The 24726-nt window shown below is 64.2% G+C and carries 23 protein-coding genes; 13 read left to right on the top strand and 10 right to left on the bottom strand.

What is annotated here, in order from left to right; translation table 11 throughout:
- Positions 1-12: 12 nt before the first annotated feature.
- From BGK68_RS15460 to BGK68_RS15485, 6 genes are all read right to left on the bottom strand, one after another.
- Complete coding sequence (locus BGK68_RS15460; RefSeq protein ID WP_075257828.1) at positions 13-897, bottom strand: lytic transglycosylase domain-containing protein; 885 nt, start codon at positions 895-897, stop codon at positions 13-15.
- Between the two features lies 1 nt (position 898).
- Entirely contained in the window at positions 899-2887 is a 1989-nt protein-coding gene (locus BGK68_RS15465) for a DNA topoisomerase IV subunit B (protein ID WP_075257829.1), read from the bottom strand.
- A gap of 264 nt (positions 2888-3151) precedes the next feature.
- A complete protein-coding gene (locus BGK68_RS15470; protein WP_075257830.1) occupies positions 3152-4504 on the bottom strand; it encodes an amidase in 1353 nt (450 codons plus the stop codon).
- A 118-nt stretch (positions 4505-4622) separates the two neighbouring features.
- Positions 4623-5300, bottom strand: coding sequence for a DUF2848 domain-containing protein (locus BGK68_RS15475; RefSeq protein ID WP_075257831.1), 678 nt, complete (start codon positions 5298-5300; stop codon positions 4623-4625).
- 54 nt (positions 5301-5354) lie between these two features.
- Positions 5355-6668 (bottom strand): MFS transporter, encoded by a 1314-nt coding sequence (locus tag BGK68_RS15480; protein WP_075257832.1) that lies wholly within the window; start codon positions 6666-6668, stop codon positions 5355-5357.
- A gap of 301 nt (positions 6669-6969) precedes the next feature.
- Positions 6970-7905, bottom strand: a complete 936-nt coding sequence (locus tag BGK68_RS15485) for a LysR family transcriptional regulator (protein ID WP_075257833.1) — start codon at positions 7903-7905, stop codon at positions 6970-6972.
- Between the two features lie 371 nt (positions 7906-8276).
- On the opposite strand from BGK68_RS15485, the gene BGK68_RS15490 reads away from it, so the two are divergent.
- The 10 genes from BGK68_RS15490 to BGK68_RS15535 all read left to right on the top strand — a co-directional run bounded on the left by BGK68_RS15490 (position 8277) and on the right by BGK68_RS15535 (position 18779).
- Positions 8277-9269, top strand: coding sequence for a MurR/RpiR family transcriptional regulator (locus BGK68_RS15490; protein WP_075257834.1), 993 nt, complete (start codon positions 8277-8279; stop codon positions 9267-9269).
- Positions 9266-10252, top strand: coding sequence for an isoaspartyl peptidase/L-asparaginase family protein (locus BGK68_RS15495; protein WP_075257835.1), 987 nt, complete (start codon positions 9266-9268; stop codon positions 10250-10252). The genes BGK68_RS15490 and BGK68_RS15495 overlap by 4 nt, the downstream gene beginning before the upstream one ends.
- Before the next feature lie 25 nt (positions 10253-10277).
- The gene (locus BGK68_RS15500; protein ID WP_075257836.1) at positions 10278-12131 is read left to right on the top strand and encodes a dipeptide ABC transporter ATP-binding protein; all 1854 of its coding nucleotides are present in this window, start codon (positions 10278-10280) and stop codon (positions 12129-12131) included.
- A 125-nt stretch (positions 12132-12256) separates the two neighbouring features.
- Positions 12257-13828: a glutathione ABC transporter substrate-binding protein GsiB gene (gene gsiB, locus BGK68_RS15505; protein ID WP_075257837.1), complete on the top strand. Its 1572-nt coding sequence runs from the start codon at positions 12257-12259 to the stop codon at positions 13826-13828.
- Positions 13829-13984: 156 nt separating this feature from the next.
- A complete protein-coding gene (gsiC, locus tag BGK68_RS15510; RefSeq protein WP_013233847.1) occupies positions 13985-14905 on the top strand; it encodes a glutathione ABC transporter permease GsiC in 921 nt (306 codons plus the stop codon).
- Positions 14906-14913: 8 nt separating this feature from the next.
- Complete coding sequence (gene gsiD, locus BGK68_RS15515; RefSeq protein ID WP_083657822.1) at positions 14914-15846, top strand: glutathione ABC transporter permease GsiD; 933 nt, start codon at positions 14914-14916, stop codon at positions 15844-15846.
- Positions 15847-15850: 4 nt separating this feature from the next.
- The gene (locus BGK68_RS15520; protein ID WP_143433070.1) at positions 15851-16876 is read left to right on the top strand and encodes a DmpA family aminopeptidase; all 1026 of its coding nucleotides are present in this window, start codon (positions 15851-15853) and stop codon (positions 16874-16876) included.
- 24 nt (positions 16877-16900) lie between these two features.
- Entirely contained in the window at positions 16901-17743 is an 843-nt protein-coding gene (locus BGK68_RS15525; RefSeq protein ID WP_075257838.1) for a M55 family metallopeptidase, read from the top strand.
- Between the two features lie 101 nt (positions 17744-17844).
- Complete coding sequence (gene parS, locus BGK68_RS15530) at positions 17845-18312, top strand: type II RES/Xre toxin-antitoxin system antitoxin (protein ID WP_075257839.1); 468 nt, start codon at positions 17845-17847, stop codon at positions 18310-18312.
- Positions 18309-18779 (top strand): RES family NAD+ phosphorylase, encoded by a 471-nt coding sequence (locus tag BGK68_RS15535; RefSeq protein WP_075257840.1) that lies wholly within the window; start codon positions 18309-18311, stop codon positions 18777-18779. Before parS ends, BGK68_RS15535 begins: the two co-directional genes overlap by 4 nt.
- Positions 18780-18794: 15 nt before the next feature.
- On the opposite strand, the gene BGK68_RS15540 is transcribed toward BGK68_RS15535, so the two are convergent.
- A complete protein-coding gene (locus BGK68_RS15540) occupies positions 18795-19793 on the bottom strand; it encodes a ketopantoate reductase family protein (RefSeq protein ID WP_324617642.1) in 999 nt (332 codons plus the stop codon).
- A gap of 52 nt (positions 19794-19845) precedes the next feature.
- On the opposite strand from BGK68_RS15540, the gene BGK68_RS15545 reads away from it, so the two are divergent.
- Complete coding sequence (locus tag BGK68_RS15545; RefSeq protein WP_075257842.1) at positions 19846-20307, top strand: MarR family winged helix-turn-helix transcriptional regulator; 462 nt, start codon at positions 19846-19848, stop codon at positions 20305-20307.
- Between the two features lie 327 nt (positions 20308-20634).
- On the top strand, positions 20635-21657 hold the full coding sequence (locus BGK68_RS15550; protein WP_075257843.1) for an alpha/beta hydrolase: 1023 nt from the start codon (positions 20635-20637) through the stop codon (positions 21655-21657).
- 266 nt (positions 21658-21923) lie between these two features.
- Here BGK68_RS15550 and BGK68_RS15555 read toward each other — a convergent pair whose 3' ends face one another.
- Positions 21924-22592, bottom strand: coding sequence for an alpha/beta hydrolase (locus BGK68_RS15555; protein ID WP_075257844.1), 669 nt, complete (start codon positions 22590-22592; stop codon positions 21924-21926).
- 161 nt (positions 22593-22753) lie between these two features.
- Here BGK68_RS15555 and BGK68_RS15560 point away from each other — a divergent pair, with 161 nt between their 5' ends.
- Entirely contained in the window at positions 22754-23416 is a 663-nt protein-coding gene (locus BGK68_RS15560; RefSeq protein ID WP_075257845.1) for a hypothetical protein, read from the top strand.
- Positions 23417-23428: 12 nt separating this feature from the next.
- Here the strand turns inward: BGK68_RS15560 and mog are convergent, their stop codons facing one another.
- Positions 23429-24058: a molybdopterin adenylyltransferase gene (mog, locus tag BGK68_RS15565; protein WP_075257846.1), complete on the bottom strand. Its 630-nt coding sequence runs from the start codon at positions 24056-24058 to the stop codon at positions 23429-23431.
- Complete coding sequence (yjgA, locus tag BGK68_RS15570; RefSeq protein WP_075257847.1) at positions 24048-24653, bottom strand: ribosome biogenesis factor YjgA; 606 nt, start codon at positions 24651-24653, stop codon at positions 24048-24050. The genes mog and yjgA overlap by 11 nt, the downstream gene beginning before the upstream one ends.
- Positions 24654-24726 lie beyond the last annotated feature (73 nt).

Consider the following 24726-nt stretch of genomic DNA (forward strand, 5'->3'; position numbering starts at 1 on the left):
TGGGTTGATCGTTCAGTCATTGCCGCTGGCCGTAACAGGCGCATGGGGCGGCAGGGTGACCTTGAGGCGGGCCGATCCGGCCGAGGCCAGGGTGGGGCCGCCATCGGGGCGATACAGCTGGTAGAACCGCGACACCAGCCGCACATACCCCTGCGTCTCGGGATAGGGAGGAATCTTGTTGCCATACTTCTGCACCGCGCCTTCACCGGCGTTGTAGGAGGCGATGGCCAGTTCCACATGCTGCGGGAACATCGCCATCAGGTCGCGCAGGTAGCGCGCCGCCAGGCGGATGTTGATCTTCGGGTCGGTCAGCTTCTGGTGCAGGGTCTTGCGACGGTCGCCCTGCAGGCCGTAGCGCTCGGCGGTATCGGGCAGGATCTGCATCAGGCCCACCGCGCCCTTGCTGGATATCGCCTTGGCGTTGAAGCCGGATTCAGCCGTCATCACGGCCTTGAGCAGGGCCGCGTCCAGGCCGAATTCGCTGGCGGCCTGGGTCAGCAGCGGGTCGTACTTGCGGGCGTCGCGGTGCGACAGCATGGTGCGCACGAAGGGCGGATCGGCGGGCGTGACCGCTTCCTTGCTCTCTGCGTGATTCAACAGGGCAGCGCTGCTGGCCATGAGCTTGTCGGGGTCATCCAGCGTCTGGGCGTAGAAATGGACTGCGCCATCGGCGTCGGTGTACCGGTACACAATGTTCTGGGCCTTCTTGCTGCCGCTACCCTTGCTGGCGCCATCGCTGCTGCTGTCAGCCGCTTCCACCCGCATGTGTTGCACGCCATCGGCATCGGTGTACCGGACCACTTGCTGCGACTGTACCGGTACAGCGCACAGCAGCGTCACTCCGCCCAGCAGGGCGGTGGCGAGCAGATGGATAGGCGGCAAGGCGGCACGGGGCATGTCAGATGTCCGCTTCAGCCTCGTTGCCGTGCTCTTCGATCCAGGCGCGGCGGGAGGCGGCTTCGCCCTTGCCCATGAGCATGTTGAAGCGCTCTTCCGAGGTCTGCACGCCGGGCTCGCCAAAGCTGATCGGCAAGAGGCGGCGGGTGTCCGGGTTCATGGTGGTTTCCCACAGCTGCTCGGCATTCATCTCGCCCAAGCCCTTGAAGCGGGAAATGCTCCAGGCGCCTTCCTTCAGGCCATCCTTGCGCAGCTTGTCTTCGATGGCTTCGAGTTCGCCATCGTCCAGCGCATAGAGCTTCTGCACCGGCTTCTTGCCGCGCGCTGGCGCATCGACGCGATAGAGCGGGGGACGCGCCACGCAGATGTTGCCGTTCTCGATCAGCTTGGGGAAGTGACGGAAGAACAGCGTCAGCAGCAGCACCTGGATGTGCGAGCCGTCCACGTCCGCGTCGGAGAGGATGCAGATCTTGCCGTAGCGCAGGCCGGACAGATCCGGGGTGTCATTGATGCCATGCGGATCGACACCGATGGCTACCGCGATGTCGTGGATTTCATTGTTGGCGAAGAGGCGGTCGCGTTCGGTTTCCCAGGCGTTCAGGACCTTGCCGCGCAGCGGCAGGATGGCCTGGAATTCCTTGTCGCGGCCCATCTTGGCCGAGCCGCCGGCAGAGTCGCCCTCGACCAGGAAGATTTCATTGCGTGTCACATCCGAGGATTCGCAGTCGGTCAGCTTGCCGGGCAGCACGGCCACGCCGGAAGACTTCTTCTTCTCGACCTTCTGCGCCGAGCGCAGGCGGCTCTGGGCCTGCTTGATGACCAGCTCGGCCAGCTTCTTGCCGTACTCGACGTGCTGGTTCAGCCACAGCTCCAGCGCCGGACGCGAGTAACCGGCCACCAGCCGCACGGCATCGCGCGAGTTCAGGCGTTCCTTGATCTGGCCCTGGAATTGCGGGTCCAGCACCTTGGCCGAGAGCACGAAGGAGACGCGTGCAAAGACGTCCTCGGCCAGCAGCTTGACGCCCTTGGGCAGCAGCGAATGCATCTCGGCAAAGCTCTTCACGGCCGAGAACAGGCCTTCGCGCAGGCCCGATTCATGGGTGCCGCCGTTGGAGGTTGGGATCAGGTTGACGTAGGACTCGCGCACCACCGCGCCTTCCTCGGTCCAGGCTACCACCCAGGATGCGCCTTCGCCCTCGGCGAAGCCTTCGGCATCCTTGCCGGCGAACTGTTCGCCTTCGAACAGCGGGATCAGGGTCTCGCCGCTGCCGGTCTGCGCCAGTTGTTCCATCAGGTAGCCGCGCAGGCCCTGGTCGTATTGCCAGCTCTGGCTGTCGCCGGTCTTGCCATTGTTCAGCGTGACCTTCACGCCCGGCAGCAGCACCGCCTTGGAGCGCAGCAGACGTTGCAGCTCGCCCATGGGGATGGTGGGGGAGTCGAAATACTTGGCGTCGGGCCAGACGGTGACGCGGGTGCCGGATTTCTTGTCGTCGCGGGTGGCGGGACGCGACTGCAATTTTTCGATGACGTCGCCGCCCGAGAAGGCCAGGGTGTGGACGCCACCTTCGCGCCAGACCGTGATTTCCAGGCGCGTGGCCAGGGCGTTGGTGACCGATACGCCCACGCCGTGCAGGCCGCCCGAGAAGGCGTAGGCGCCGCCGGAACCCTTGTCGAACTTGCCGCCGGCGTGCAGGCGGGTGAAGACGATCTCGACGGTCGGGACCTTTTCTTCCGGGTGCAGGCCCACGGGAATGCCGCGTCCATCGTCTTCCACGCTGACGCTGCCGTCGGCGTTCATGGTGACGATGATGCTCTTGCCATAGCCGCCCAGCGCTTCGTCGGAGGCGTTGTCGATCACTTCCTGGAGGATGTGCAGCGGGTTTTCGGTGCGGGTGTACATGCCCGGGCGCTGCTTGACCGGCTCCAGTCCCTTGAGGACGCGGATCGATGATTCACTGTAGTCGGACGGGGAGGTTTTCTTGGTTGCCATGCAGATGAGTGGTCGTGGCTGATGCCGGAAGGGTTGTCGTGTCTCTGTTTGCCCAGCGCCGAGGCCCGCAGCTCGGGCTATCGTGCGCTGCAAAAGCGCATTCTAATGAAAATTCCAGGAATTCGGCGTCCGGGGCGAGGAAATGTTCCCTTCAGGGCAGGAGCTGTTGGTAACCGCTGGTAACTGCGGTTAATTACGCGCATAAAAAAGGCTTGTGCAAGCACAAGCCTTGTCAAAGTGGCAAATAAGCGACTCAGAAGCGACTTAGGCCGCCAGCAAGGCCTCCACCGCCAGGCCGATGGACAGCAGGCGTTTGTCCTGGCCGGCGCAGGCCGCCAACGACAACCCGACCGGCGCACTGCCGGGGGCGTGGCAGGGCAGGGACAGCGCGCAACCATCGAGGAAGTTGATCAGCGTGGGATTGCGCAGCATCTTGCCGTTGGCGCCATAGTAGGCATCGTCGCTGGCTTGCAGCTCGGCAATGCGCGGGGCGACGATGGGGACGGTGGGCATGACCAGCGCGTCATAACCGGCCAGTTGCACCTCGACCTCGGCGATCCAGCGCGGGCGGGCGTGCAGCACGTCCAGCAGGTCGGCGGCGCTCATGTCCTTGCCGCGCAGGATGCGCGAGACTACGCGCTGGTCATAGCCGGCGGCGTTCTCGGCGATCAGCGCGCGGTGCCAGGCGTAGGCCTCGGCGGCGGTGAAGCCGCCCTTGGCATTGATGGCCGCCAGGGCGTTGAAGGCCGGCACTTCGGCCTCCACGATCATGGCGCCGGCGGCGGCCAGCTTGCCCAGCGCTGTGCGGTAGGCCTGGCCGACGGTGTCGTCCATGCCATCCAGCACCACATTGGTCGGCGCCAGCAGGCGCAGCCCGCGCAGCGGGTGCGCAAGGACGGGTACATAGTCTTCACCGGCCAGGACAGCGTCCATGATGGCGCAGCATTGCACCGATACAGCCAGCGGGCCAATCGAATCCAGATAGGCGGACAGTGGCAGTACACCTTGCATGGACACCCGCGCCGCCGTCGGCTTGAAGCCGGTCAGGCCATTGAGCGCCGAGGGGATGCGCACCGAGCCGCCGGTGTCCGAACCGACTGCCGCAAAGGCCATGCCATCGGTGACCGAAATGGCCGCGCCGGAGGAAGAGCCGCCCGGGATGCGGCCGCCCCCGATGTTGCGCTCCCAGGCGTTCTGCGGCGTGCCGTAGTGCGGGTTGATGCCCAGGCCGGAGTAGGCGAACTCGGTCATGTTGGTCTTGCCGATGACGATGGCGCCGGCCTTCATCAGGTTCTGCACCACGGCCGCATGTGCGGTGGCCGCGGGCTTGCCGCGCAGGACGACGGAGCCGGCCAGGGTGGTTTCACCGGCCACGTCGAAGAGGTCCTTGACCGAGACCGGTACACCTTCCAGTGGCGAGCGGCACAGTCCGGCTGCGCGCAGGGTATCGGAGGCGCGGGCTGCCGCGCGCGCCTGCTCGGCATAGACGCGGGTGAAGACACGCGCGCCTTCGCCAGCCGGGTCGGCGATGCGGGCCAGGGCTTGTTCGGTCAGTTGCAGGGAAGTGATGCGGCCGGCATCGAGGTCGGCGGCCAGTCGGGAGAGTGTGCTTGGCATGATGAGGAAGTCGTGGTTCTCAGGCAGGGACGCCCGCAGGCGATCAAAGCGTGCAGTATCGCACTGCTGCGGACATCCCACAAAACGGCCGGCCTGGCCGGCCGCAGCGGGGGAGCGCTCAGGCCACTTCGGCCAGCGACTGCGCCACGTAGCGATGGCGCAGGGCGCGCTGGCGGCGCGGGTCGAACAATTCCATCGTGAAGGAGGCGGCCGGACGGATGCCGCCGATGGCGCCCACGGTGCCGCAGGTCATGCCGCAGCCTTCGGGCAGCTGCGCGCCGCCTTCGGTGAAGCGTTCGATCAGGTCGGTCGGGGTGCGCAGCGAGGCCAGCGGGCCCTCCTGATAGAGCTTGGTTTGTCCGTCTTCCTCGATCCAGGAGCGGATCACCAGTTCATCCCAGTACTCGGCTACATCCGCCAGCTTCCACGCGGTCGTGCCGACCGGCTTGACGCAGGCCTGCTTGGAGAAGGCCACGCTGTGCGCTTCGAGCTTGCGGTCGGTATGGTCCGAGGCGATGGAGACATAGAGTTCGCCACCGGCGTTGAAGACGAAGGTCTCCACTTCACCGGAGGAGGCTTCGCCCAGCACCTGCACCTGAGCGGCTTGCGAGAGCTGGTTGGCCGAGACGCGGTAGAACAGCGGCACCGCGCTGGGGCGGGAGATGCCCAGGGCTTCCAGTTCTTCGATGTGGTGCTCGATGGCGGCCATGTCGCGGCCAGCCCAGCCGGCGATGACCAGGGTGTGGATCTCGGCCTGGAGGGAGGATTGATCGGGGAGGGTAAAGGTCAGCTTCATGAGTGTCTATCCAACAGGGTGAATCAATGTCAATGGGAGAGGGGAAGGGCGGGTTCAGGACTTCCTGATGAACACCACCACCAGGAAGCTGGCAAGCAGTTCCAGCGCCGCAACGAAGTACAGGCCCGAGGACAGCGACCCGGTGCTGGTCTTCAATGCGCCGATCATGAAGGGCGCAACGAAGCCGGCCAGGTTGCCGATGGAGTTGATCAGGGCGATACCGCCAGCGGCTGCGGTGCCGGCCAGGAAGGCGCCGGGGATGGACCAGAACACCGGGAAGGCCGCCAGGATGCCGATGGCTGCCAGTGTCAGCGAGCACAGCGCCAGGGTGGCGTTGCCCAGCGTCATGCCGGTGGCGACCAGGCCGATACAGGCGATGAGGGTGGCGATGGCGCTGTGCAGGCGGCGCTCGCCGGTCTTGTCGGAATGGAAGCCGTTCCAGATCATCGCCAGCGTGCCGGCCACGAAGGGGATGGCCGAGATCAGGCCGATCTGCAGGTTACCCTTCACGCCAATTTCCTTGATGATGGACGGAGCCCAGAAGGCGATGGTGGCGTTGCCGCTGACCACGCAGAAATACACGGCGGCACAGATCCAGACGCGATAGTTGGTGCAGGCATCCTTGAAGGAGAAATGCTTGCCCGGCGCACTGTTCTCGGCGGCCAGCACTTGGGTGACGGCGTTCTTTTCCGCCTCGCTGAGCCACTTGGCGTTGGCCGGTTTTTCCGGCAGCCAGGCCAGTACGGCAAAGCCGGCCAGGATGGAGGGAATGCCTTCGAGGATGAAGAGCCACTGCCAGTTGGCCAGATGCCCCACGCCTTCCATGCCGCTCATGATGAGCCCAGCAATGGGACCACCGACTGCGCCCGCGATGGCGAACGACGTCATGAACAGGCCATTGACGCGGGCGCGGCGCTGGGCCGGGAACCAGTAGGTCAGGTACAGCACCACGCCGGGGAAGAAGCCGGCCTCGAAGATGCCCAGCAGGAAGCGCAGCACGTAGAAGCTGGTCGGCGTGGTGACGTAGGCCATGGCCATCGACGCCAGCCCCCAGAGGATGGTGATGCGCGCCAGGGTCTTGCGGGCGCCGATCTTTTCCAGCAGCAGGTTGCTGGGGACTTCGAAGATGAAATAGCCGATGAAGAAGATGCCTGCCCCCAAGCCATAGACCGCTTCCGAGAACTGCAGGTCCTGCAGCATCTGCAGCTTGGCAAAGCCGACGTTGACGCGGTCGATCCAGGCCAGCACGAACAGGAAGACCAGGAAGGGAATCAGACGCCAGGCGATCTTGCGGTAGGTGACTTCCAGCGGCGCTGCCGCGCTGGCATGGGCCGCAGGCGTGGCCGCTGCGGATGGGGAATAGGACATGAAAACCTCCTCGGGTAATGCCGGCGTCCGCTGCTGCGGCGTCGTGCTGTGGTCTGTTGGAAATGAAGATGTGGCCGGAGCTGCAGAGGCAATCCGGCATGCCGGGTTCATACGGTGCTGCCGTCTCGGTCTGAAATCAGTATGGGGATGCGGGGCAGGCGCTGTCCAACAAGAAAATCTGAGCAGGCTTGATTGAAAAATCTTATGAGCAAAAGCAGGGCAGGGTTTGCTTCAGGATGGTGCTGTGCGCGCAAGCCCGGCCTGCCGCGCCGGCCCGCTGCGGCGGGGGCGGGCGCGCTCTTCAGTTCAGCGGGGCGGGCAGGCGGGCGATCTCGTGGCCCCAATTGAGTGCGAAATCGGCAGCGGTTTCCTGGGCAATGCGCGCCACCGTTTCGGTCAGCGGATTCTCATGGTCCGAGCGGAACGAGGCGATCAGCACCAGCGCCGGGAATTCCGTATCCACCCTCAGCAGGTGCAGGCTCTCTTCATTGAGTTCGCGCTGGATGATGGCTGGCGGCACGGCGGTGATGCCAAAGCCATCGGTGGCCAGGCGGATCATGGTGGCCACCGAGGCGATGCAATTGATGTGCAGTGTGCGCTCGCTGCGCTGGCTGCCCGAGAACAGGCGCTCGATCACCGCATGCGGCCCCGAGTTGCGGGCGAAGCTGATGATGGGGAAGGCCGCCAGGTCGGCCAGCGACAAGGTCTCGCTGCCGATGTCGAGCTTGGGGCTGCCGACCCAGCGCATGGGCAATTCGCACAGCGCCAGATTGCTGACCTGCGGGCCGATCACCGCTTCGGCCTGCAGCACCAGGTCGAGGTTGCCCTTGCTGAACTGTTCGTGCAGGTGGATAGTGGTGTCGCTGACGATCTCGATCTGCAGGCGCGGGAAGGTCTTGTGCAAGCGTCCGAGGAAATCCGGGAACCAGCTGTGCACGATGGATTCGATCACGCCGATGCGGATGACGCCCGCATAGACTTCGCGGTCGGACATGTCTTCCTTCATCTCGCGCATGAGCTTGACCATGCGCTCGGCATGCACCAGCGCCTTGCTGCCATCGGCGGTGAGCGCCACCTCGCGCGCGCTGCGGTCGAACAGGCGCACGCCGAAGTCCTGTTCGAGCGAGGCGATGCGGCTGGAGACGGCGGCCTGGGTGGTGTGCAGGCGTTCGGCGGTGAGCCGGAAATTGCGCAGCCTGGCCAGCCAGACGAAGGTTTCGAGAAAGCGGATGTTCATACGTGCTTCAGGCGGAAGGAAGGGCGTATTTTATCGCCATCAGGCGAATAGCCGGCGCGTCAGTTTTGGTGCGCTGCGCCATAACACTGCTGGCTTCCTGTGTTGATCTGGTGCATTACGTCGTCTTATTTGTGTGCTTCTGGTGCGTTATATCGATATTCGAAATTTGAAAGTATTTTTTCTTTACTCTCGAAGAAAATGAAAATATATTTACATTTTTTCAGCGGGCAGGGACAGTTGATCACCTCTCGCTGCATGATAAATACGACCTGAATACCGGTGCAGTAGTGGGGTGGTGAGCCGCATGGAAATGATTTATATCATTTTCGGCGACGACATCATGACGATCAAGAAAAACGGGATGGCCGACGGTGACGCAACAGCAGAAGAACATCAGCTTGCAGGGCGCAGGCGCGGTCGCGCAGGCGGTGGGCAAGCTGTATGCGCAATTGTCCAAGTCGCACCGCAAGACGGCCGACTATGTGCTGGGCAATCCGTTTCGCGCGGCCACCATGACCATCGATGAGCTTTCGGAAGCGGCTGGCATTTCGGTCGCTACCGCAAACCGCTTTGCCCATGCACTGGGTTTTGACGGCTATGCGTCCTTTCGCGCCGCGCTGGTGTCGGACTTCGCCACCACCCTGGCGCCGGTCGAAAAGCTGCGCAATGAAGTCCAGCGCGCCGCCACCAGCGCCGAGATCATGGCGGCGGCCTTCGACAGCGACATCGCCAATATCGAAGCCACGCGTCGCATGCTCACGGCCTCCGATTGCGAAGCGGCGGTGGACATGATCCTGGCGGCCGAGCGCATCTTCATTACCGGCTTTGGCGCATCGGCCTATCTGGCCGGCCTGATGGCCCATGCGCTGGAGCCTTATGTGCGCACGGTGTCCTCGGTGGCGCTGGCCGGTGGTCCTTCGCAGGCAGGCCGGCAATTCTTCAAACTCGACAACCGCGACCTGGTCATCCCCATGGTATTTCCGCGCTATGCCGCCGATACCGTCTGGCTGACTCAGCGCGCGGTGGAGAAGGGCGCCAGGATACTGGCCATCACCGACAGCCCCGGCTCGCCCCTGGTGCCGCTGGCCGATGTGACCATCTATGCCCAGACCGACCGCAAGCTTTCACCCACCTCGGATGCAGCCGCGCTGATCCTGATCCAGGCGCTGTGCGATGCCGTGGCTCATCGCGCCCGGCGCTCGGTGCAGGCCGCCTCGCAGATGGCCGAATTCGTGCTGCCCTGGCTGTACCTGCCGCAGCAGCAACAACGCCCGGTCGTGAGCAGGGCCGCACGGCCCGCCAAGACCGCCAAGATCGCCAAGATCGCCAAGGACGTTTCAACCCGACGAAAGACCAAAGCATGACCATTCCCGTAATCGCCATCCACGGCGGCGCCGGCACCATCACCCGTGCCTCGCTCACGGCCGAGGACGAAGCCCGCTACCACCAGGCCCTGGCCGACATCGTGGCCGCCGGCCAGGCCGTGCTCAATGCCGGCGGCTCGGCGCTGGAAGCCGTGACCGAGGCGGTGCGCCTGCTGGAAGACTGTCCGCTCTTCAATGCCGGCCACGGTGCGGTCTATACCAGCGAAGGCAAGCACGAGCTCGATGCCTGTGTCATGAACGGCGCCGACCTCGCCTCGGGTGCGGTGGCCTGCGTGACCCGCCTGCGTAATCCCGTCCTGGCGGCGCGCACGGTGATGGAGCACAGCGAGCACGTGCTCCTGGTCGGCCCCGCTGCCGAAACCTTCGCCGCGCGCCATGGTGCGGTCACGGTCGAGCCGGCCTATTTCCATACCGATGCCCGTCATGAGCAATGGCTGCGCGTGCGCGGGCAGTCGCGCGCCATGCTGGACCACGATGCCTCTTCCTTCGCCTTCGCGGAAAAAGCGGCAGCCCCCGCCGAGCCCATCGACCCCGACCACAAGTTCGGCACCGTCGGCGCAGTGGCGCTGGACCAGTTCGGCAACCTGGCAGCAGCCACCTCCACGGGCGGCATCACCAACAAGCAGCCGGGCCGCGTGGGCGACTCGCCCATCATCGGCGCGGGCTGCTACGCCAACAACGCTACTGTCGCGGTCTCGGCCACCGGCACCGGCGAAGCCTTCATGCGCACTGCGGCCTGCTACGACATCGCCGCCCGCATGGCCTATGCCGGCCAGAGCCTGGAGGCGGCCAGCCACGCCGTGGTGTTCGAGACCTTGCCCAAGGTCGGCGGACGCGGCGGCGTCATCGCCATCGACGGCCAGGGCAACCTGGCCCTGCCTTTCAATACCGAGGGCATGTATCGCGCCTACGGACGCGGCGAGCTGGCCGCGGTCACGGCCATCTACGCAGCCCAGGCCTGACGCGGCCCAGCAGGAGAGAATCAAGATGCAACAGTCACAACGCGTGCTGGACGTGAATCACCTGAGCGTGCGCTTTTCCACCTCCGAGCGGACCGTGGATGCGGTGCGCGACCTGTCCTTCCATGTGGACCAGGGGGAGACCCTGGCTATCGTCGGTGAATCGGGGTCGGGCAAGTCGGTGTCGTCGCTGGCCATCATGCGCCTGATCGAACATGGCGGCGGCAAGATCGCCAGCGGCAGCATGCAGTTCCTGCGCCGCAGCGGCCAGAGGCTGGACCTGGCCCAGGCCGACAACGCCACCATGCGCAGCATCCGGGGCGCGGAGATTGCCATGATCTTCCAGGAACCGATGACCTCGCTGAACCCGGTTTTCACCGTCGGCGAGCAGATCGCCGAATCGATCCGCCTGCACCAGGGGCTGGGACGCGCCGCTGCCCAGGCCGAGGCCCTGCGCATGCTGGAGATGGTGCGCATCCCCGAAGCCAAGCGCGTGCTGGGCCGCCATCCGCACCAGCTCTCCGGCGGCATGCGCCAGCGTGTGATGATCGCCATGGCGCTGTCCTGCAAGCCCTCGCTGCTGATTGCGGATGAACCGACCACGGCGCTGGATGTGACCATCCAGGCGCAGATCCTGCAACTGATCCGTTCGCTGCAGCAGGAGATGCAGATGGGCGTGATCTTCATCACCCACGACATGGGCGTGGTGGCCGAAGTGGCCGACCGCGTGGTGGTGATGTGCCGGGGCGAGAAGGTAGAAGAGAACGAGGTCAAGGCGCTCTTTGCCGCACCGGCCCATCCCTACACCCAATCGCTGCTGGCCGCGGTGCCGCGTCTGGGTTCCATGCGCGGCACCGACAAGCCGCTGCGCTTTGGCATCGCGCCCCAGGCCGAGGCGCGTCCCGACCTGATCGCCAGCGAATTGCAGGCCCAGGCCGAGATTGCCGCGCAACGCCAGCCCATCCTCAAGGTGCGCGATCTGACCACCCGCTTCGATGTGAAGAGCGGCCTCTTCGGTCGCGTCAGGCAGCGCGTGCATGCGGTGGAAAAGGTCAGCTTCGATCTGTATGCCGGCGAGACCCTGGCCATCGTCGGCGAATCCGGTTGCGGCAAGTCCACCACGGGCCGCTCGCTGCTGCGCCTGGTCGATATCGCCGGCGGCAAGGTCGAGTTCGGCGGGCGCGATCTGGCGCAGTTGCCACGTTCGGAATTGCGCCAGTTGCGCCGCGACATCCAGTTCATCTTCCAGGACCCGTTCGCCTCGCTGGACCCGCGCATGACGGTCGGCTATTCCATCATGGAGCCCATGCTGGTGCATGGAATGAAGGAGGGCGCGCAGGAACGCGTGGATGCGCTGCTGACCCGCGTGGGCCTCACGCCCGAGCATGGCCAGCGCTATCCGCACGAATTCTCCGGCGGCCAGCGCCAGCGCATCTGCATTGCGCGCGCCTTGGCGCTGAACCCCAGGATCGTCATTGCCGATGAATCGGTGTCGGCGCTGGATGTGTCGATCCAGGCCCAGATCGTCAACCTGATGCTGGATTTGCAGGCCGAGCTGGGCATCTCCTTCATCTTCATCTCGCACGACATGGCGGTGGTGGAGCGCATCAGCCATCGGGTGGCGGTGATGTACCTGGGACAGATCGTAGAGATCGGCCCGCGCCGGGCGATCTTCGAGAATCCGCAGCATCCCTATACGCGCAAGCTCATGGCCGCCGTGCCGGTGGCCGATCCGACCCTGCGCCAGCCGGGCAAGAAGCTGCTGACCGATGAAATTCCCAGCCCGATCCGGCTGGTAGGCGATGAGCCCAAGGTCGAACCCTTGCAGGAAGTGGCGCCGGGGCATTTCGTGGCCCAGCACCGTATTGCCGGCGCTTTCTGAGCAGCGGTGCGTTCCGGTTTTTTGATGTTGTACAAAAATGCAGTCCAGGCAGTAAAAATCAATTACGTCGTACCAACCTCGCTTTACTGTTTTCTGTTTACCGTCTACTGATCAGGAGAGACCACATGTCTACAACAGCAACTCACAAGGGAGTGTCGGCGGCCAAATGGCTGGCTGTCGCCGCCCTGGGTACCACGCTGCAGTTCGCCGCAGCGCATGCCTTCGCGGCCAAGACCGTGACCCTGGCGGTCTATTCGACCTTCACCACGCTGGACCCGTACGACGCCAACGACACGCTCTCGCTGTCCATGGCCAAGTCCTTCTACCAGGGCCTGTTCGGCTTCGACAAGGACATGAAGCTGATCCCGGTGCTGGCCGAAGGCTACCTGGTCAGCAAGGATGGCCTGGAATACACCATCCGCTTGAAGCAAGGCGTGAAGTTCCAGGATGGCACCGACTTCAAGGCCGACGCTGTCAAGGCCGTGTTCGACCGCGTGACCAACCCGGACAACAAGTTGAAGCGCTACAACCTCTTCAACCGCATCGCCAAGACCGAGATCCTGAACGACTACACCGTCAAGGTGGTCCTGAAGGAACCGTTCTCGGCCTTCATCAACGTGCTGGCGCACCCGTCTGCGGTGATGATCTCGCCGGCCGCGCTCAAGCAATACGGCAACAAGGACATCGCCTTCCACCCGGTGGGCACCGGTCCCTTCAAGTTCGTGGAATGGAAGCAGACCGACTACGTCAAGGTGGCCAAGTTCGACGGCTACTGGAAGCCGGGCTATCCCAAGGTCGATGAGATCATCTGGAAACCGGTGGTGGACAACAACGCCCGCTCGGCCATGATGCAGACCGGCGAGGCGCAGTTCACCTATCCGCTGCCCTATGAGCAGGCCGACCTGTTGAAGAGCAAATCCAACCTGGATGTGGTGGCGGCGCCCTCGATCATCCAGCGCTACATGTCGATGAACACCAAGCAGAAGCCCTTCGACAACCCCAAGGTGCGCGAAGCCATCAACTACGCCATCAACAAGCAGGCGCTGGTCAAGGTGGCCTTCAATGGCTACGCCGTGCCGATGGACGGTGTGGTGCCGCAGGGCGTGGACTATGCCTACAAGACCGGTCCCTGGCCCTATGACGTGAAGAAGGCCAAGGCGCTGCTGGCCGAGGCGGGCTATCCGAATGGCTTCGAGACCGAACTGTGGTCGGCCTATACCCACAGCACGGCGGTGAAGATCATCCAGTTCCTGCAGCAGCAACTGGCGCAGGTGGGCATCAAGGCCAAGATCCAGGCCCTGGAAGCCGGTCAGCGCGTGGAACGCGTGGAAAGCTGGCAAGACCCGGCCACCGCACCGGTGCGCCTGCTCTACATCGGCTGGTCGTCCTCCACCGGTGAAGCCGACTGGGCGTTGCGTCCGCTGCTGGCCTCGGAATCCTTCCCGCCGCGTCTGTACAACACCGCCTACTACAAGAATGACAAGGTCGATGCCGACATCGCCAAGGCGCTGACCCTGACCGAGCGCAAGGACAAGGAAGCCCTGTACAAGGACGCCCAGCAGGAAATCTGGAAGGACGCACCCTGGGCCTTCCTGGTCACCGAAAAACTGCTCTATGCGCGCAACAAGAACCTCAAGGGCGTCTATGTGATGCCTGACCAGGCCATCGAGTTCGAGAACATCGAGCTGGTCAAGTAAGCCGCAGTAGTACGGCCGTAGTACGGCGGTAGTCAGGCAGTACCTCTCCGGCGGCGTCGCAGCGGCGCCGCCGGCAGTATTCTTGCGATGGGCGGCGGCCCGTCGCGGCAACCAGCGCGGGTGGGTTTCCCCGGCGAGGCCATCTTAGAGAGCATCATGTTTTCCTTTGTCATCAAACGCCTGTTAGGCCTCATTCCCACGCTACTGCTGGTAGCGGTGCTGGTGTTCCTGTTCGTGCACCTGCTGCCGGGCGATCCGGCGCGGCTGGCCGCCGGTCCCGAGGCCGACGACAAGACCGTCGCGCTGGTGCGCGCCGACCTCGGCCTGGACAAGCCCTTGCCGGAGCAGTTCGTCAATTTCTTCCTCAATGCCGCGCGCGGCGACTTCGGCCATTCCATCCGCACCAAGCGTCCGGTATCCGAAGAGATCAGCGCGCGCTTCTGGCCCACGCTGTGGTTGACCGTGGTGGCCATGGTCTGGGCCGTGCTGTTCGGCCTCATCATCGGTATTTCCTCGGCGGTGTGGCGCAACCAGTGGCCGGACCGGCTGGGCATGACCCTGGCGGTGTCGGGCATTTCCTTCCCGGCCTTTTCGCTGGGCATCCTGCTGGTGCAGGTGTTCTCGGTCAAGCTGGGCTGGCTGCCCACGGTCGGCGACGATACCTGGCTTCACTACATCCTGCCCTCCATCACGCTGGGCGCGGCGGTGGCGGCGGTGATGGCGCGCTTTACCCGTTCTTCCTTCATCGAGATCCTGCAAGAGGACTTCGTGCGCACCGCGCGCGCCAAGGGCCTGACCGAGACCGTGGTGGTCATCAAGCATTGCCTGCGCAATGCCTTGATTCCGGTGGTGACGATGATGGGCTTGCAGTTCGGCTTCCTGCTGGGCGGCTCCATCCTGGTCGAGGTGGTGTTCAACTGGCCGGGCATGGGCCGCCTGCTGGTGGACGCCGTCGAGATGCGTGACTACCCCGTCATCCAGGCCGAGATCCTGCTGTTCTCGCTGGAATTCATTTTCATCAACCTGGTGGTGGACGTGCTCTATGCCGTGATCAACCCCAGCATCCGCTTCAAGTGAGGGGAATCATGTCGCTCTCCAATGCACCCGTCTCCGATACCGGCGCCCCCTTGCCGCCGCCCGGTCCTGCTGTGGCCGCCAGCGGCCAGAAGATCCGCACGCCCTGGCGCGAATTCTGGCGCAAGTTCAAGAAGCAGCATCTGGCCGTGTATGCGGGGGTGTTCATCCTGTTCCTGGTCGCCGTGGCTGTCCTGGCGCCGTGGATCGTCCCCTTCGATCCGGAAAACTTCTTCGACTACGACGCCCTCAATTCGCCACCCACCTGGGTGCATTGGTTTGGCGTGGATTCGTTGGGCCGCGACATCTTCAGTCGCATCGTCATGGGCACCCGCATCTCGCTGGCGGCGGGTTTCTTCTCGGTGGCCATCGGCGCGGTGATCGGCACCGTCTTCGGTTTGCTCGCCGGTTACTACGAAGGCTGGTGGGACCGCATCACCATGCGTATCTGCGATGTGCTGTTCGCCTTCCCCGGCATCCTGCTGGCCATCGGCATCGTCGCCATCCTGGGCGGCGGGATGATCAACGTCATCATCTCGGTGTCGGTGTTCAGCATCCCGGCCTTTGCGCGCCTGGTGCGCGGCAATACGCTGCAGTTGAAGAACCTGACCTATATCGAGGCCACCCGCAGCATCGGCGCCTCTGACATGACCATCATGTGGAAGCACATCTTCCCCGGCACCATCTCGGCCATCGTGGTGTATTTCACCATGCGTATCGGCACCTCCATCATCACTGCCGCAGGCTTGTCCTTCCTCGGCCTGGGCGCGCAGTCGCCGACCCCGGAGTGGGGCCTGATGTTGAACGAAGCCCGCGCCGACATGGTCACTTCGCCGCACGTCGCGCTGGTGCCCAGCATCGCTATCTTCCTTACGGTACTGGCCTTCAACCTGCTGGGCGATGGCTTGCGCGATGCGCTCGATCCCAAGATTGATCAGCGTTGATGCAATGAGTTTGCCGGTACCGCATATAGGCCGCTTGCCCGCCGGGCCGCGCAACAGCATCACCGATGTGGCGGGCGTGCGCGTAGGGCATTGCACGCTCGATGACGGCGCGGTGCAGACCGGCGTGACCGTGATCGCGCCGCACCCGGGCAATCTCTTCACCCACAAGCTGCCGGCGGCGGCGGCCGTCATCAATGGCTTCGGCAAGAGCGCCGGGCTGGTGCAGCTGGAAGAGCTGGGTACGCTGGAGACGCCCATTGCGCTGTCCAACACCTTTGCCGTGGGCGCGCTGCTGGAGGCCCAGATCCGCCACACCCTGCGCGCCAATCCCGAATGCGGCCGCAGCCTGCCCACGGTCAATCCGCTGGTGCTGGAATGCAATGACGGTTACCTCAACGACCTGCAGCGCATGGCGGTGCAACCGGCGCATTTCGAGGCGGCGTTGCAGGCGTTGTCGGAAGAGGTCGTCCAGGGCGCGGTAGGAGCGGGACGGGGCATGTCCTGCTTCGAACTCAAGGGCGGCATTGGCACGGCCTCGCGCTGCGTGGCGCTGGGCAAGGCGGCGCAGGGTTTTACGGTGGGCGCGCTGGTGCTCTCCAATTTTGGCCGCCTGCCTGAGCTGATCCTTGCTGGCGAGCCACTGGGCGCGCAGCTGGCGGGCCAGGGCAGCAGCGACAGCGCGCCCGAGAAGGGGTCCATCATCATGATCCTGGCCACCGATGCGCCGCTGGATGCACGCCAGTTGAAGCGCCTGGCCACCCGCGCCGGCGCGGGCCTGGCGCGTACCGGCTCGGCCTATGGCCATGGCAGCGGCGATATCGCGCTGGCCTTTTCCACGGCGCAGCAGATCGAGGCCGAGGCCGACTGCGTGCAGATGGCGCTGCTGGCCGATCACCTGCTGGACCCCTTGTTCCATGCCGCTGCTGACAGTGTCGAGCAGGCCATCGTCCATGCGCTCTTGGCCGCCCAGACCGTGCGCGGGCGCGACGGCCATGTACGCATGAGTCTGCGCGAGCGGCTGGCTTCCTGAATGGCATTCCTGAAAGAACCTCCCATGAGCAAGCGCGCCAACATCCTGGTTTCCGTCGATATCGAGGGCGTGGCCGGGGTCTTCCATCCCGAGCAGACCCGCGCTGGCAACGGCGAATACGAACGCGCCCGGCGCTGGATGACCGAGGAGGCCAACGCCGTCATCCGGGGCGCGCTGGCCGCAGGCGCTACGGCCATCAAGGTCAATGATTCGCACGGCGGTTTCCGCAACCTCTTGCCCGACCTGCTGCACCCGCAGGCGCGCATGGTGCTGGGCAAGCCGCGCGTGCTGGGGATGATGGGCGGCGTGGATCACGACATCGATGCGGTCATGCTGGTGGGCTATCACTCGCGGGCGCAGGGGCGCGGCATCCTGGCGCACACCACCAACAGCTTCGCCTTTGCCCGCGTCTGGCTGGATGGGCAGGAAATGGGGGAGGCCGGCCTGTATGGCGCGCTGGCTGCCGAACACGGGGCACCGGTGATCTTTGGCAGTGGCGACGATGCCTTCATCGAAGAAAACCAGCCCCTGTTTGCCCACGCGGTCTTTGCCGAGACCAAGAAGGCCTATGGCGCCAACAGCGGCGACTCGCTCACGCCCCAGCAGTCCTGCGCCTTGCTGGAAGCGCGCGCGCAACAGGCCGTGGCGGCCTGGCTGGCCGATCCGCAGGCCATGCCTGCGCGACCCCTGCGCGGGCCGTTGCGCTGCCGCTTGCAGGCGCAGACGGTGGCGCTGGCCGACCTGTTCAGCCAGTTGCCCATCGTGGAACGTTGCGACAATGTCAGCGTGGAGTTTGATGCCCCCACGGCGGAATATGCGGTGCGGGTGCTCAACAGTCTTTCGGCCATGTCGGCGATGTTGCGCTGAGCGGCTGCGTTTTGCTTCTTTTCTCGTTTGGTTGTTTGTTGACTCTCGTTTGAGAAGGTTCTAGGATGAGAGGGTAACAATTCCCAGATGAGAGGCAGGCCATGGCAACCCGATCCAGCAGCATCCGCGTAGTGAGCAAAGGCAGCCAGGGACTGGGTGCCAGGCCTAATGACTTCCAGCGCTTTGCCAGCATGGATCCGATCAGCCAGGGCCGCACCATCCGCGATGGCATGGACGCCATCATCGCCGAGCGGGTGGCCAGGGAGCTGCTGCAGATTCCGTTGCAGACGCTGCTGGCCGGCCTGGGATTGCCCAGCTCCACCATCTTGCGCAAGATTTCCCGAAAGGAACGACTCTCCGGTTCCGAATCCGACCGCATCGCCCGCGTGCTCTACATTCGCGAGCAGGCGGCGGACGTGTTCGAGGATGAGGAGCTGGCCGCCGAATGGATGCGCCGCGCCAATGCGGCGCTGGGCGGCATGACCCCGCTGGAAGTGCTCGATACCCAACCCGGCTATGACCGGGTGCGCGATATTCTCTCCCGCATTGCCTTTGGAGTGGCTGCGTGAAACTGTACCGCCTGGCCAAGGACAAGCCAGGTCACTACGCAGCAGAAGATATCTCAGGCAATGGCGCAGCCTTGAGTGGCGGACGCTGGAATCCGCGTGGCTTGCGAGTGCTCTACACCTGCTGCAGCGCCTCGACGGCCTTGCTCGAATCCCTGGTCCACATGGCCGGGCTCATGCCCCGCGCCCACTACTATCTGATCGTGCTGGAGGCGCCCGATGCCGAACTGCGCAAGGCTTACGTGCCGAGCCTGCCGCCGGACTGGGCCGATATCACGCGTGACCCGGCCAGCACGGCGGCCATCGGGCAGCACTGGATAGAAGAGGGAAAACACCTGATGATGAAAGTGCCCTCGGTCGTCAGTCCGAGCGATTTCAATGTCTTGCTCAATCCGCTGCATCCGCAGATGTCTGGCATCAAGGTGGTGGAAAAGAAGCTGTTCCAGTTTGACGCCAGACTGTTCGGCTGATGAGGGGGGACAGGTTTAGCGAGCCTTGCTTTCGATCAGCTTGACCAGGGCATGGACGGTCAGGTTGACCGGGGTGGACAGTCCATGCGCCTGGGCGCGTGCCACGATGAAGCCATTGAGGTGATCGATCTCGCTGGGCTTGCCGCGCGCCAGGTCCTGGGCGGTGGATGAGAACTGGCCGGGCATGGTCTGGACGATCTTGCGCACGGCGCTGTCCACGTCGCCGGCCAAGCTCACGCCTTCGGCCGCAGCAACTGCCTTGCATTCAGTCACCAGCTGGGCAATCACCTCGGAGATGCCAGGGCCTTCGACCAGCTTGCCATAAGGCAGTTGCGCAATGGCCGAGAGGGCATTGTAGGCGCAGTTGATGATGAGCTTGAGCCAGAGCGCGCCGCGCACATTGTCTGATATCTCGGTGGGTACCCCCGCTGCGACGAGCGCATCGGCGGCAGCGCGGCTCCCCGCTGCGGGCTCGATGACCAGCTCGCCTCGGCCATGATGCTTGACGTGCCCAGGTCCGGCCATCTCGGTGGCCACATAGACGACGGCGGCCGCTACCGGCTGGCGCAGCACGGTGCGCAGGCGCTCGGCGTTGTCGGTGCCGTTCTGCAGGCTCAGCACCAGCGTATCGGGCGCGAGATGGGGCGCCAGTTGCGCGCCGGCAGTTTCGGTATCGGGCGACTTGACGCAGAACAACACCAGCTCCGCACCAGCGGCAATGGCTGCATCGGTGCTGGCCTTGACCGCGATGGTCTGGTCGAAGGCCTTGGTTTCCAGGCGCAGGCCGCGGGTGTTGAAGGCCTCCACATGCTGCGGCCGGCCCACCAGCACCACCTCATGCCCGACCCGCGCCAGCATGCCGGCAAAATAACAGCCCACCGCGCCTGCACCCATCACTGCGACTTTCATCCCGGTCTCCTCGCTGATCAAAGAGCGAAGGCTAGCACAGCGCCGTAGGGATTTCAGGAGGAGGGCGGGTATTGTCAGGAATCTGACGTGACAACGATGGCAGATATTTCAATTAAATAGCTTGCTATTTAATTTTGACCTCGCTAAACTGCGTTCCATGGTATCGAAAACAGACAAACGCAAGGCGGCCCCGCTACTGGATGCCCAGTTGTGTTTTGCGCTGTATTCGACATCCCTGTCGATGAGCAAGCTCTACCGCAAGCTCTTGCGCGACATGGGCATCACCTATTCGCAGTACCTGGTGCTGATGGTGCTGTGGGAGCAGGATGAGCTCACCGTCTCCGAGATCGGTGAACGCCTGGTGCTGGATTCGGCCACGCTGACGCCCCTGCTCAAGCGCATGGAAGCGCAGGGCCTGGTGACCCGGGAGCGCGCAGCCAGCGACGAGCGGCAGGTGGTCATTTCGCTCACCGCCGAGGGCGACGCGCTGCGGGAGAAGGCCGTCGAGTTGCCGCGTGAAGTCTTGCGCGCCACCGAATCGACCGCTGCGGAACTGGCGGCGATCAAGGAAGAATTGATGCAGTTGCGGGCGCGCCTGCACAAGAATACCGGCGACTAGTCAGACGCCGCAGAGCAAGAGCAATGCAGACAGGGACATGGGCCGGATGGCGTGCCCCCTTTTTAGAGTCAAATATATAGTGCACTATTTAATAGTATGTAATTACGCATTCAGTAAGTAGTACGCAGGTTGATGTGCAGGTTCATTCTTTCCTTCCGACAGGTCCGGAAGAGGGCAGTTATACCGAGAGCCAATAGCGCCATATAAGTAGTTTGCTATTTAATAGTTCTTTAATTGAAGCGCCGTTTTTGTCGTAGCCCAACGCAGTCCCCTCGTTGCAGTTTCCCGGTGTACGCACCGATTGATATTTGATAAAGGAAGAAGATCATGACATCGTTCAAGCAACTCGCCGCCGTCGCCGCCATCGGCCTGGTATTCGGTAATGCCTACGCCGCTGGCGACGCCGGCGTGGAACCCACCACCCAGGCTTTCCTGCAGGCCCTCGAAGCCGGCGGCGGCAAGCCCCTGGAACAGCTTTCGCCGGCCGACGCCCGCGCCGTGCTGGTGGGGGCGCAAGCCAGCGTGAAGCTGCAACTGCCCAAGGCCGACGTCTCCGAGAAGACCATCAGCGCCGACGGCCAGCAGATCAAGCTGACCATCGTGCGTCCGGCCGGTTCGGGCAAGAAGACGCTGCCGGCCTTCATGTTCTTCCACGGCGGCGGCTGGGTGCTGGGCGACTTCCCCACCCACGAGCGCCTGGTGCGCGACCTGGTGGCCAACTCGGGCGCAGTGGCGGTGTTCGTGAACTACACGCCTTCGCCTGAAGCGGGTTATGGCGTGGCGATCAACCAGGCCTATGCCGCGACCAAGTGGGTGGCCGAACATGGCAAGGAGATCCACGTCGATGGCCAGCGCCTGGCCGTGGCCGGCAACAGCGTGGGCGGCAACATGGCGGCCGTGGTGGCTCTGATGGCCAAGGACAAGGGCGGCCCGGCGCTGCGCTCGGAAGTGCTGCTGTGGCCGGTGACCGATGCCAACTTCGAGACCGCATCCTACAACCAGTTCGCCAATGGCTACTTCCTGACCAAGAACATGATGAAGTGGTTCTGGGACAGCTACACCACCGACGCCGCCAAGCGCAAGGAAATCACCGCCTCGCCCTTGAACGCGACCCCGGCGCAACTGTCCGGCCTGCCGCCGACCCTGATCCAGACCGCCGAAAAGGACGTGCTGCGTGACGAGGGCGAAGAGTATGGCCGCAAGCTGGCTGCTGCCGGCGTGGCCGTGACCAGCGTGCGCTACAACGGCATGATCCACGACTTTGGCCTGTTGAACGTGCTGGCCAAGGTGCCGGCGGTGCAGACGGCGATGCGCCAGGCGGGTGAAGAGCTGAAGTTCCGCCTGAAGTAATTGCCTCCGCTTGCCCTGCGCGTGAAGTCGCGCAGGGCGCGTTGCTTCGAACGCAGAAAGGCCCCTGGACGCATGCATGTGTCCAGGGGCCTTTTGCGTTTTTGCCTTTTGTGTACCTGCTAACCGTTCGTCCTGAGTAGCGGCGGTAGCCGCGTATCGAAGGTGCTGCTGCCTGCACGCCTTCGATACGGCCCTGCGGGCCTACTCAGGACGAACGGGCGGCGGGGCGCGAAGGAATGGCTTGCACCTCTCTCGCCCATCCATCTTTACGCCAGCACGCGCGTCAGCCATGCGCCGATATCCTCGACTTCTTCGCCACACACCGAGTGCTGCATCGGATAGTCATGCCACTCGACCGGATGGCCCAGTTGCGTGAGCAATTCACGCGACTGCACGGCGCGCTCCAGCACCACCACCGGGTCCATGGTGCCATGGGCCATGAAGATGGGCGTGTCGTGGTTGGCGGCGTGGCGTTCGGCCTCGATGGTGGCGGCCAGCGGCAGGTAGCCGGACAGGCACATCAGGCCCGCCAGGCGTTCCGGATGGCGCAGGCCGGTTTGCAGGGTCATGGCGCAACCTTGCGAGAAGCCGGCCAGCACAATCCGGTTGGCCGGGACGCCGCGCGCCTTTTCCTGCGCGATCAGGGCTTCGATGGCGGCCTGCGAGGCGCGCAGGCCGGGTTCATCCTCGCGGCGCACCAGGTCGGGGGCGAAGATGTCGTACCAGGCGCGCATCACATAGCCGCCGTTGATGGTCACCGGCATGGTCGGTGCGGTCGGGAAGATGAAGCGGATCGGCGGACAGGCCGAGAGGTCCAGCTCGCGCACGATGGGCACGAAGTCCGAGCCATCGGCTCCCAGGCCGTGCAGCCAGATGACGGAGGCGGTGGGGTTGGGAGCGGTATCGATCTGGATGGTGTCGAGTTGTGCGGCCATGGGCGTGCGGTTCCTGATTCCTGTGCGGTTGGGGGGCGATTTGTCTGTCTCGCTGCCCGGGCGCACAATACGGTTTTGTCCAAGGATGTGCGCCTGGGTGATGGGCTCACATCATACGATGAACGCGGCCGTCCTGCTGCGATCGGTCACAAGGAGCCTTGATGAAGTGCAAACGATTTTCCGGACTGCTGGCCGGCGCCCTGAGCCTGTTGCTGGTCTTGCCGCCGCCCTTGGCGCAGGCCGAGGCCGAGGGTCGGCTGTTCCAGCCCACCGGCGAGAACCTGATGATCGCGCCGCCCGCCGGCTGGCGGCTGGCCTATATGGATGGCGATCCGGAGGGAGATTATGTGGTCGATTTCCTGCCGCAGAACGAGGCCCACGATTCCTGGCGCGAAGGCTACATGAGCGTGCAGCGCCGCACCTTTCCGGAAGCCGCCCTGCGGGACAACATCCGCGCCCGCAACCTGACCATGCCGCAGGTGGCGATCTCGGAAGTGATGCAGATCGCACAGCGCAAGTGTCCTGGCCGTTTCGTGCCGATGGGGCAGAAGGACAGCCTGACCAACAATATTCCGACTTCCGTGAGCGGTGGTTTCTGCGACCGGCTGGGACCCAGCGCGCCCTATGGCGAAGGCTCGGTGATGGCCGTCTTCGAGGGCAAGGAGCGTCTGTTCGTAGTGCAGTTCAGCTGGCGTCCGTCCACCGAGAATGAACTGAAGCAGTTTGCCTACCGGATCAGTCCGGAGCGACTGCAGCAGTTCCTGGACTTGCTCAATGCGGCCACGCTGTGCGGCGGGCCAGACGAGGGCAGATGCCCCAACTAGGACTGGCCGGGCTTACTTGCCGGCCGGGCTGGTCGGGCGGATTGCCGACTTGGGGCGGAAGGCCTTGCAGACCGCGTCATCGGTCTCGATGTAGGGCCCGCCGATGAGGTCGATGCAGTAGGGGATGGCGGCGAAGATACCGGCTACGCGGGTCTTGCCGTCTTCATCCTTCAAGCCTTCCAGGGTTTCGCGGATGGACTTGGGCTGGCCGGGCAGGTTCAGCACCAGCGCGGCATGGTCGGCCGTTTCGCGGATCACCGCGACCTGGCGCGAGAGGATGGCCGTGGGAACGAACTGCAGGCTGATCTGGCGCATCTGCTCGCCAAAGCCCGGCATTTCCTTGGTGCCGATGGCCAGCGTGGCTTCGGGCGTGACGTCGCGCCGCGAGGGGCCGGTGCCGCCGGTGGTCAGTACCAGGTCGCAACGGGCCAGATCGACCAGTTCGACGATGGTTTGCTCGATCTGGGCGCGTTCGTCGGGGATGAGGCGGGTCTGGACCTCGAAGGCGCTGCGAAGCGCACGGCCCAGCCATTCTTTCAGGGCCGGGATGCCCTGGTCCTGATAGACGCCACCAGAGGCGCGGTCCGAGATCGACACCAGCCCCACCCGCAGCACCTCACGCTGAACTGCTTCAGCGCCCATCGCCGTCCTGCTCGTCATCGGCCTGCTCGGCGGCTTCGCCCTTGGCCAGCGCGGCCTGGGTCTGCAGCTGCTTGAGGATCTGGAAGATCTCGCGGTAGGCCTTGGGCGGCTTGTTTTCCGCCTGCTCCTTGCGGGCATTGCGGATCAGGGTGCGCATGTGCTGCACGTCCACCTCGGGGTGGCGGTTCAGCAGTTCGGTCAGCGCCTGGTCGTCGGCCAGCAGCTTTTCGCGGCGGCGTTCCAGCGCGTGCATGGCGGCGGTTTCGGCCTTGGAGGCGCCGTGCCAGCTGTCGATGGTCTTCTGGATGATGGCCAGTTCGTCGGGTTCCAGCGTGCGCATCTTCTTGCCCACGTACTGCATCTGGCGGCGACGGCCTTCGTGATCCTTGATCTGCTGGCATTCAAGGATGGCGTCGCGCACATCCTCGGGCATGGGCACGCGCTTGACGCGGTCGCGCGGTTCGTTGACCAGGGATTCGCCCAGCTTTTGCAGGGCATCCATCTCGCGCTTGAGCTGGGACTTGGAGGGGCGGTCGTATTCCTGTTCGAATTCGCTGGACTGGAATCCGACAGCGCCGCGGTTGGCATTGGGCATATCGTGACTTCGAGAAATAAAGCTTAACGGCTGCTATGATAACCGCTTTACCCGGATTTCAGAGAAAACAGGC

The organism is Herbaspirillum camelliae, from assembly GCF_001929405.1.
In the GTDB taxonomy this organism is placed as follows: domain Bacteria; phylum Pseudomonadota; class Gammaproteobacteria; order Burkholderiales; family Burkholderiaceae_D; genus Herbaspirillum; species Herbaspirillum seropedicae.

Excerpts from the sequence above, each read along its gene's own strand:
- gsiC (WP_013233847.1), top strand. The coding sequence starts at position 13,985 with ATGTTTTCCTTTGTCATCAAACGCCTGTTAGGCCTCATTCCCACGCTA.
- BGK68_RS15545 (WP_075257842.1), top strand. The coding sequence starts at position 19,846 with ATGGTATCGAAAACAGACAAACGCAAGGCGGCCCCGCTACTGGATGCC.
- BGK68_RS15485 (WP_075257833.1), bottom strand. The coding sequence starts at position 7,905 with ATGAACATCCGCTTTCTCGAAACCTTCGTCTGGCTGGCCAGGCTGCGC.
- BGK68_RS15460 (WP_075257828.1), bottom strand. The coding sequence starts at position 897 with ATGCCCCGTGCCGCCTTGCCGCCTATCCATCTGCTCGCCACCGCCCTG.
- BGK68_RS15555 (WP_075257844.1), bottom strand. The coding sequence starts at position 22,592 with ATGGCCGCACAACTCGACACCATCCAGATCGATACCGCTCCCAACCCC.
- BGK68_RS15480 (WP_075257832.1), bottom strand. The coding sequence starts at position 6,668 with ATGTCCTATTCCCCATCCGCAGCGGCCACGCCTGCGGCCCATGCCAGC.
- BGK68_RS15550 (WP_075257843.1), top strand. The coding sequence starts at position 20,635 with ATGACATCGTTCAAGCAACTCGCCGCCGTCGCCGCCATCGGCCTGGTA.
- BGK68_RS15560 (WP_075257845.1), top strand. The coding sequence starts at position 22,754 with ATGAAGTGCAAACGATTTTCCGGACTGCTGGCCGGCGCCCTGAGCCTG.
- BGK68_RS15500 (WP_075257836.1), top strand. The coding sequence starts at position 10,278 with ATGCAACAGTCACAACGCGTGCTGGACGTGAATCACCTGAGCGTGCGC.
- gsiD (WP_083657822.1), top strand. The coding sequence starts at position 14,914 with ATGTCGCTCTCCAATGCACCCGTCTCCGATACCGGCGCCCCCTTGCCG.
- BGK68_RS15470 (WP_075257830.1), bottom strand. The coding sequence starts at position 4,504 with ATGCCAAGCACACTCTCCCGACTGGCCGCCGACCTCGATGCCGGCCGC.
- parS (WP_075257839.1), top strand. The coding sequence starts at position 17,845 with ATGGCAACCCGATCCAGCAGCATCCGCGTAGTGAGCAAAGGCAGCCAG.
- BGK68_RS15475 (WP_075257831.1), bottom strand. The coding sequence starts at position 5,300 with ATGAAGCTGACCTTTACCCTCCCCGATCAATCCTCCCTCCAGGCCGAG.
- BGK68_RS15495 (WP_075257835.1), top strand. The coding sequence starts at position 9,266 with ATGACCATTCCCGTAATCGCCATCCACGGCGGCGCCGGCACCATCACC.
- BGK68_RS15465 (WP_075257829.1), bottom strand. The coding sequence starts at position 2,887 with ATGGCAACCAAGAAAACCTCCCCGTCCGACTACAGTGAATCATCGATC.
- mog (WP_075257846.1), bottom strand. The coding sequence starts at position 24,058 with ATGGGCGCTGAAGCAGTTCAGCGTGAGGTGCTGCGGGTGGGGCTGGTG.
- BGK68_RS15520 (WP_143433070.1), top strand. The coding sequence starts at position 15,851 with ATGAGTTTGCCGGTACCGCATATAGGCCGCTTGCCCGCCGGGCCGCGC.
- BGK68_RS15525 (WP_075257838.1), top strand. The coding sequence starts at position 16,901 with ATGAGCAAGCGCGCCAACATCCTGGTTTCCGTCGATATCGAGGGCGTG.
- yjgA (WP_075257847.1), bottom strand. The coding sequence starts at position 24,653 with ATGCCCAATGCCAACCGCGGCGCTGTCGGATTCCAGTCCAGCGAATTC.
- gsiB (WP_075257837.1), top strand. The coding sequence starts at position 12,257 with ATGTCTACAACAGCAACTCACAAGGGAGTGTCGGCGGCCAAATGGCTG.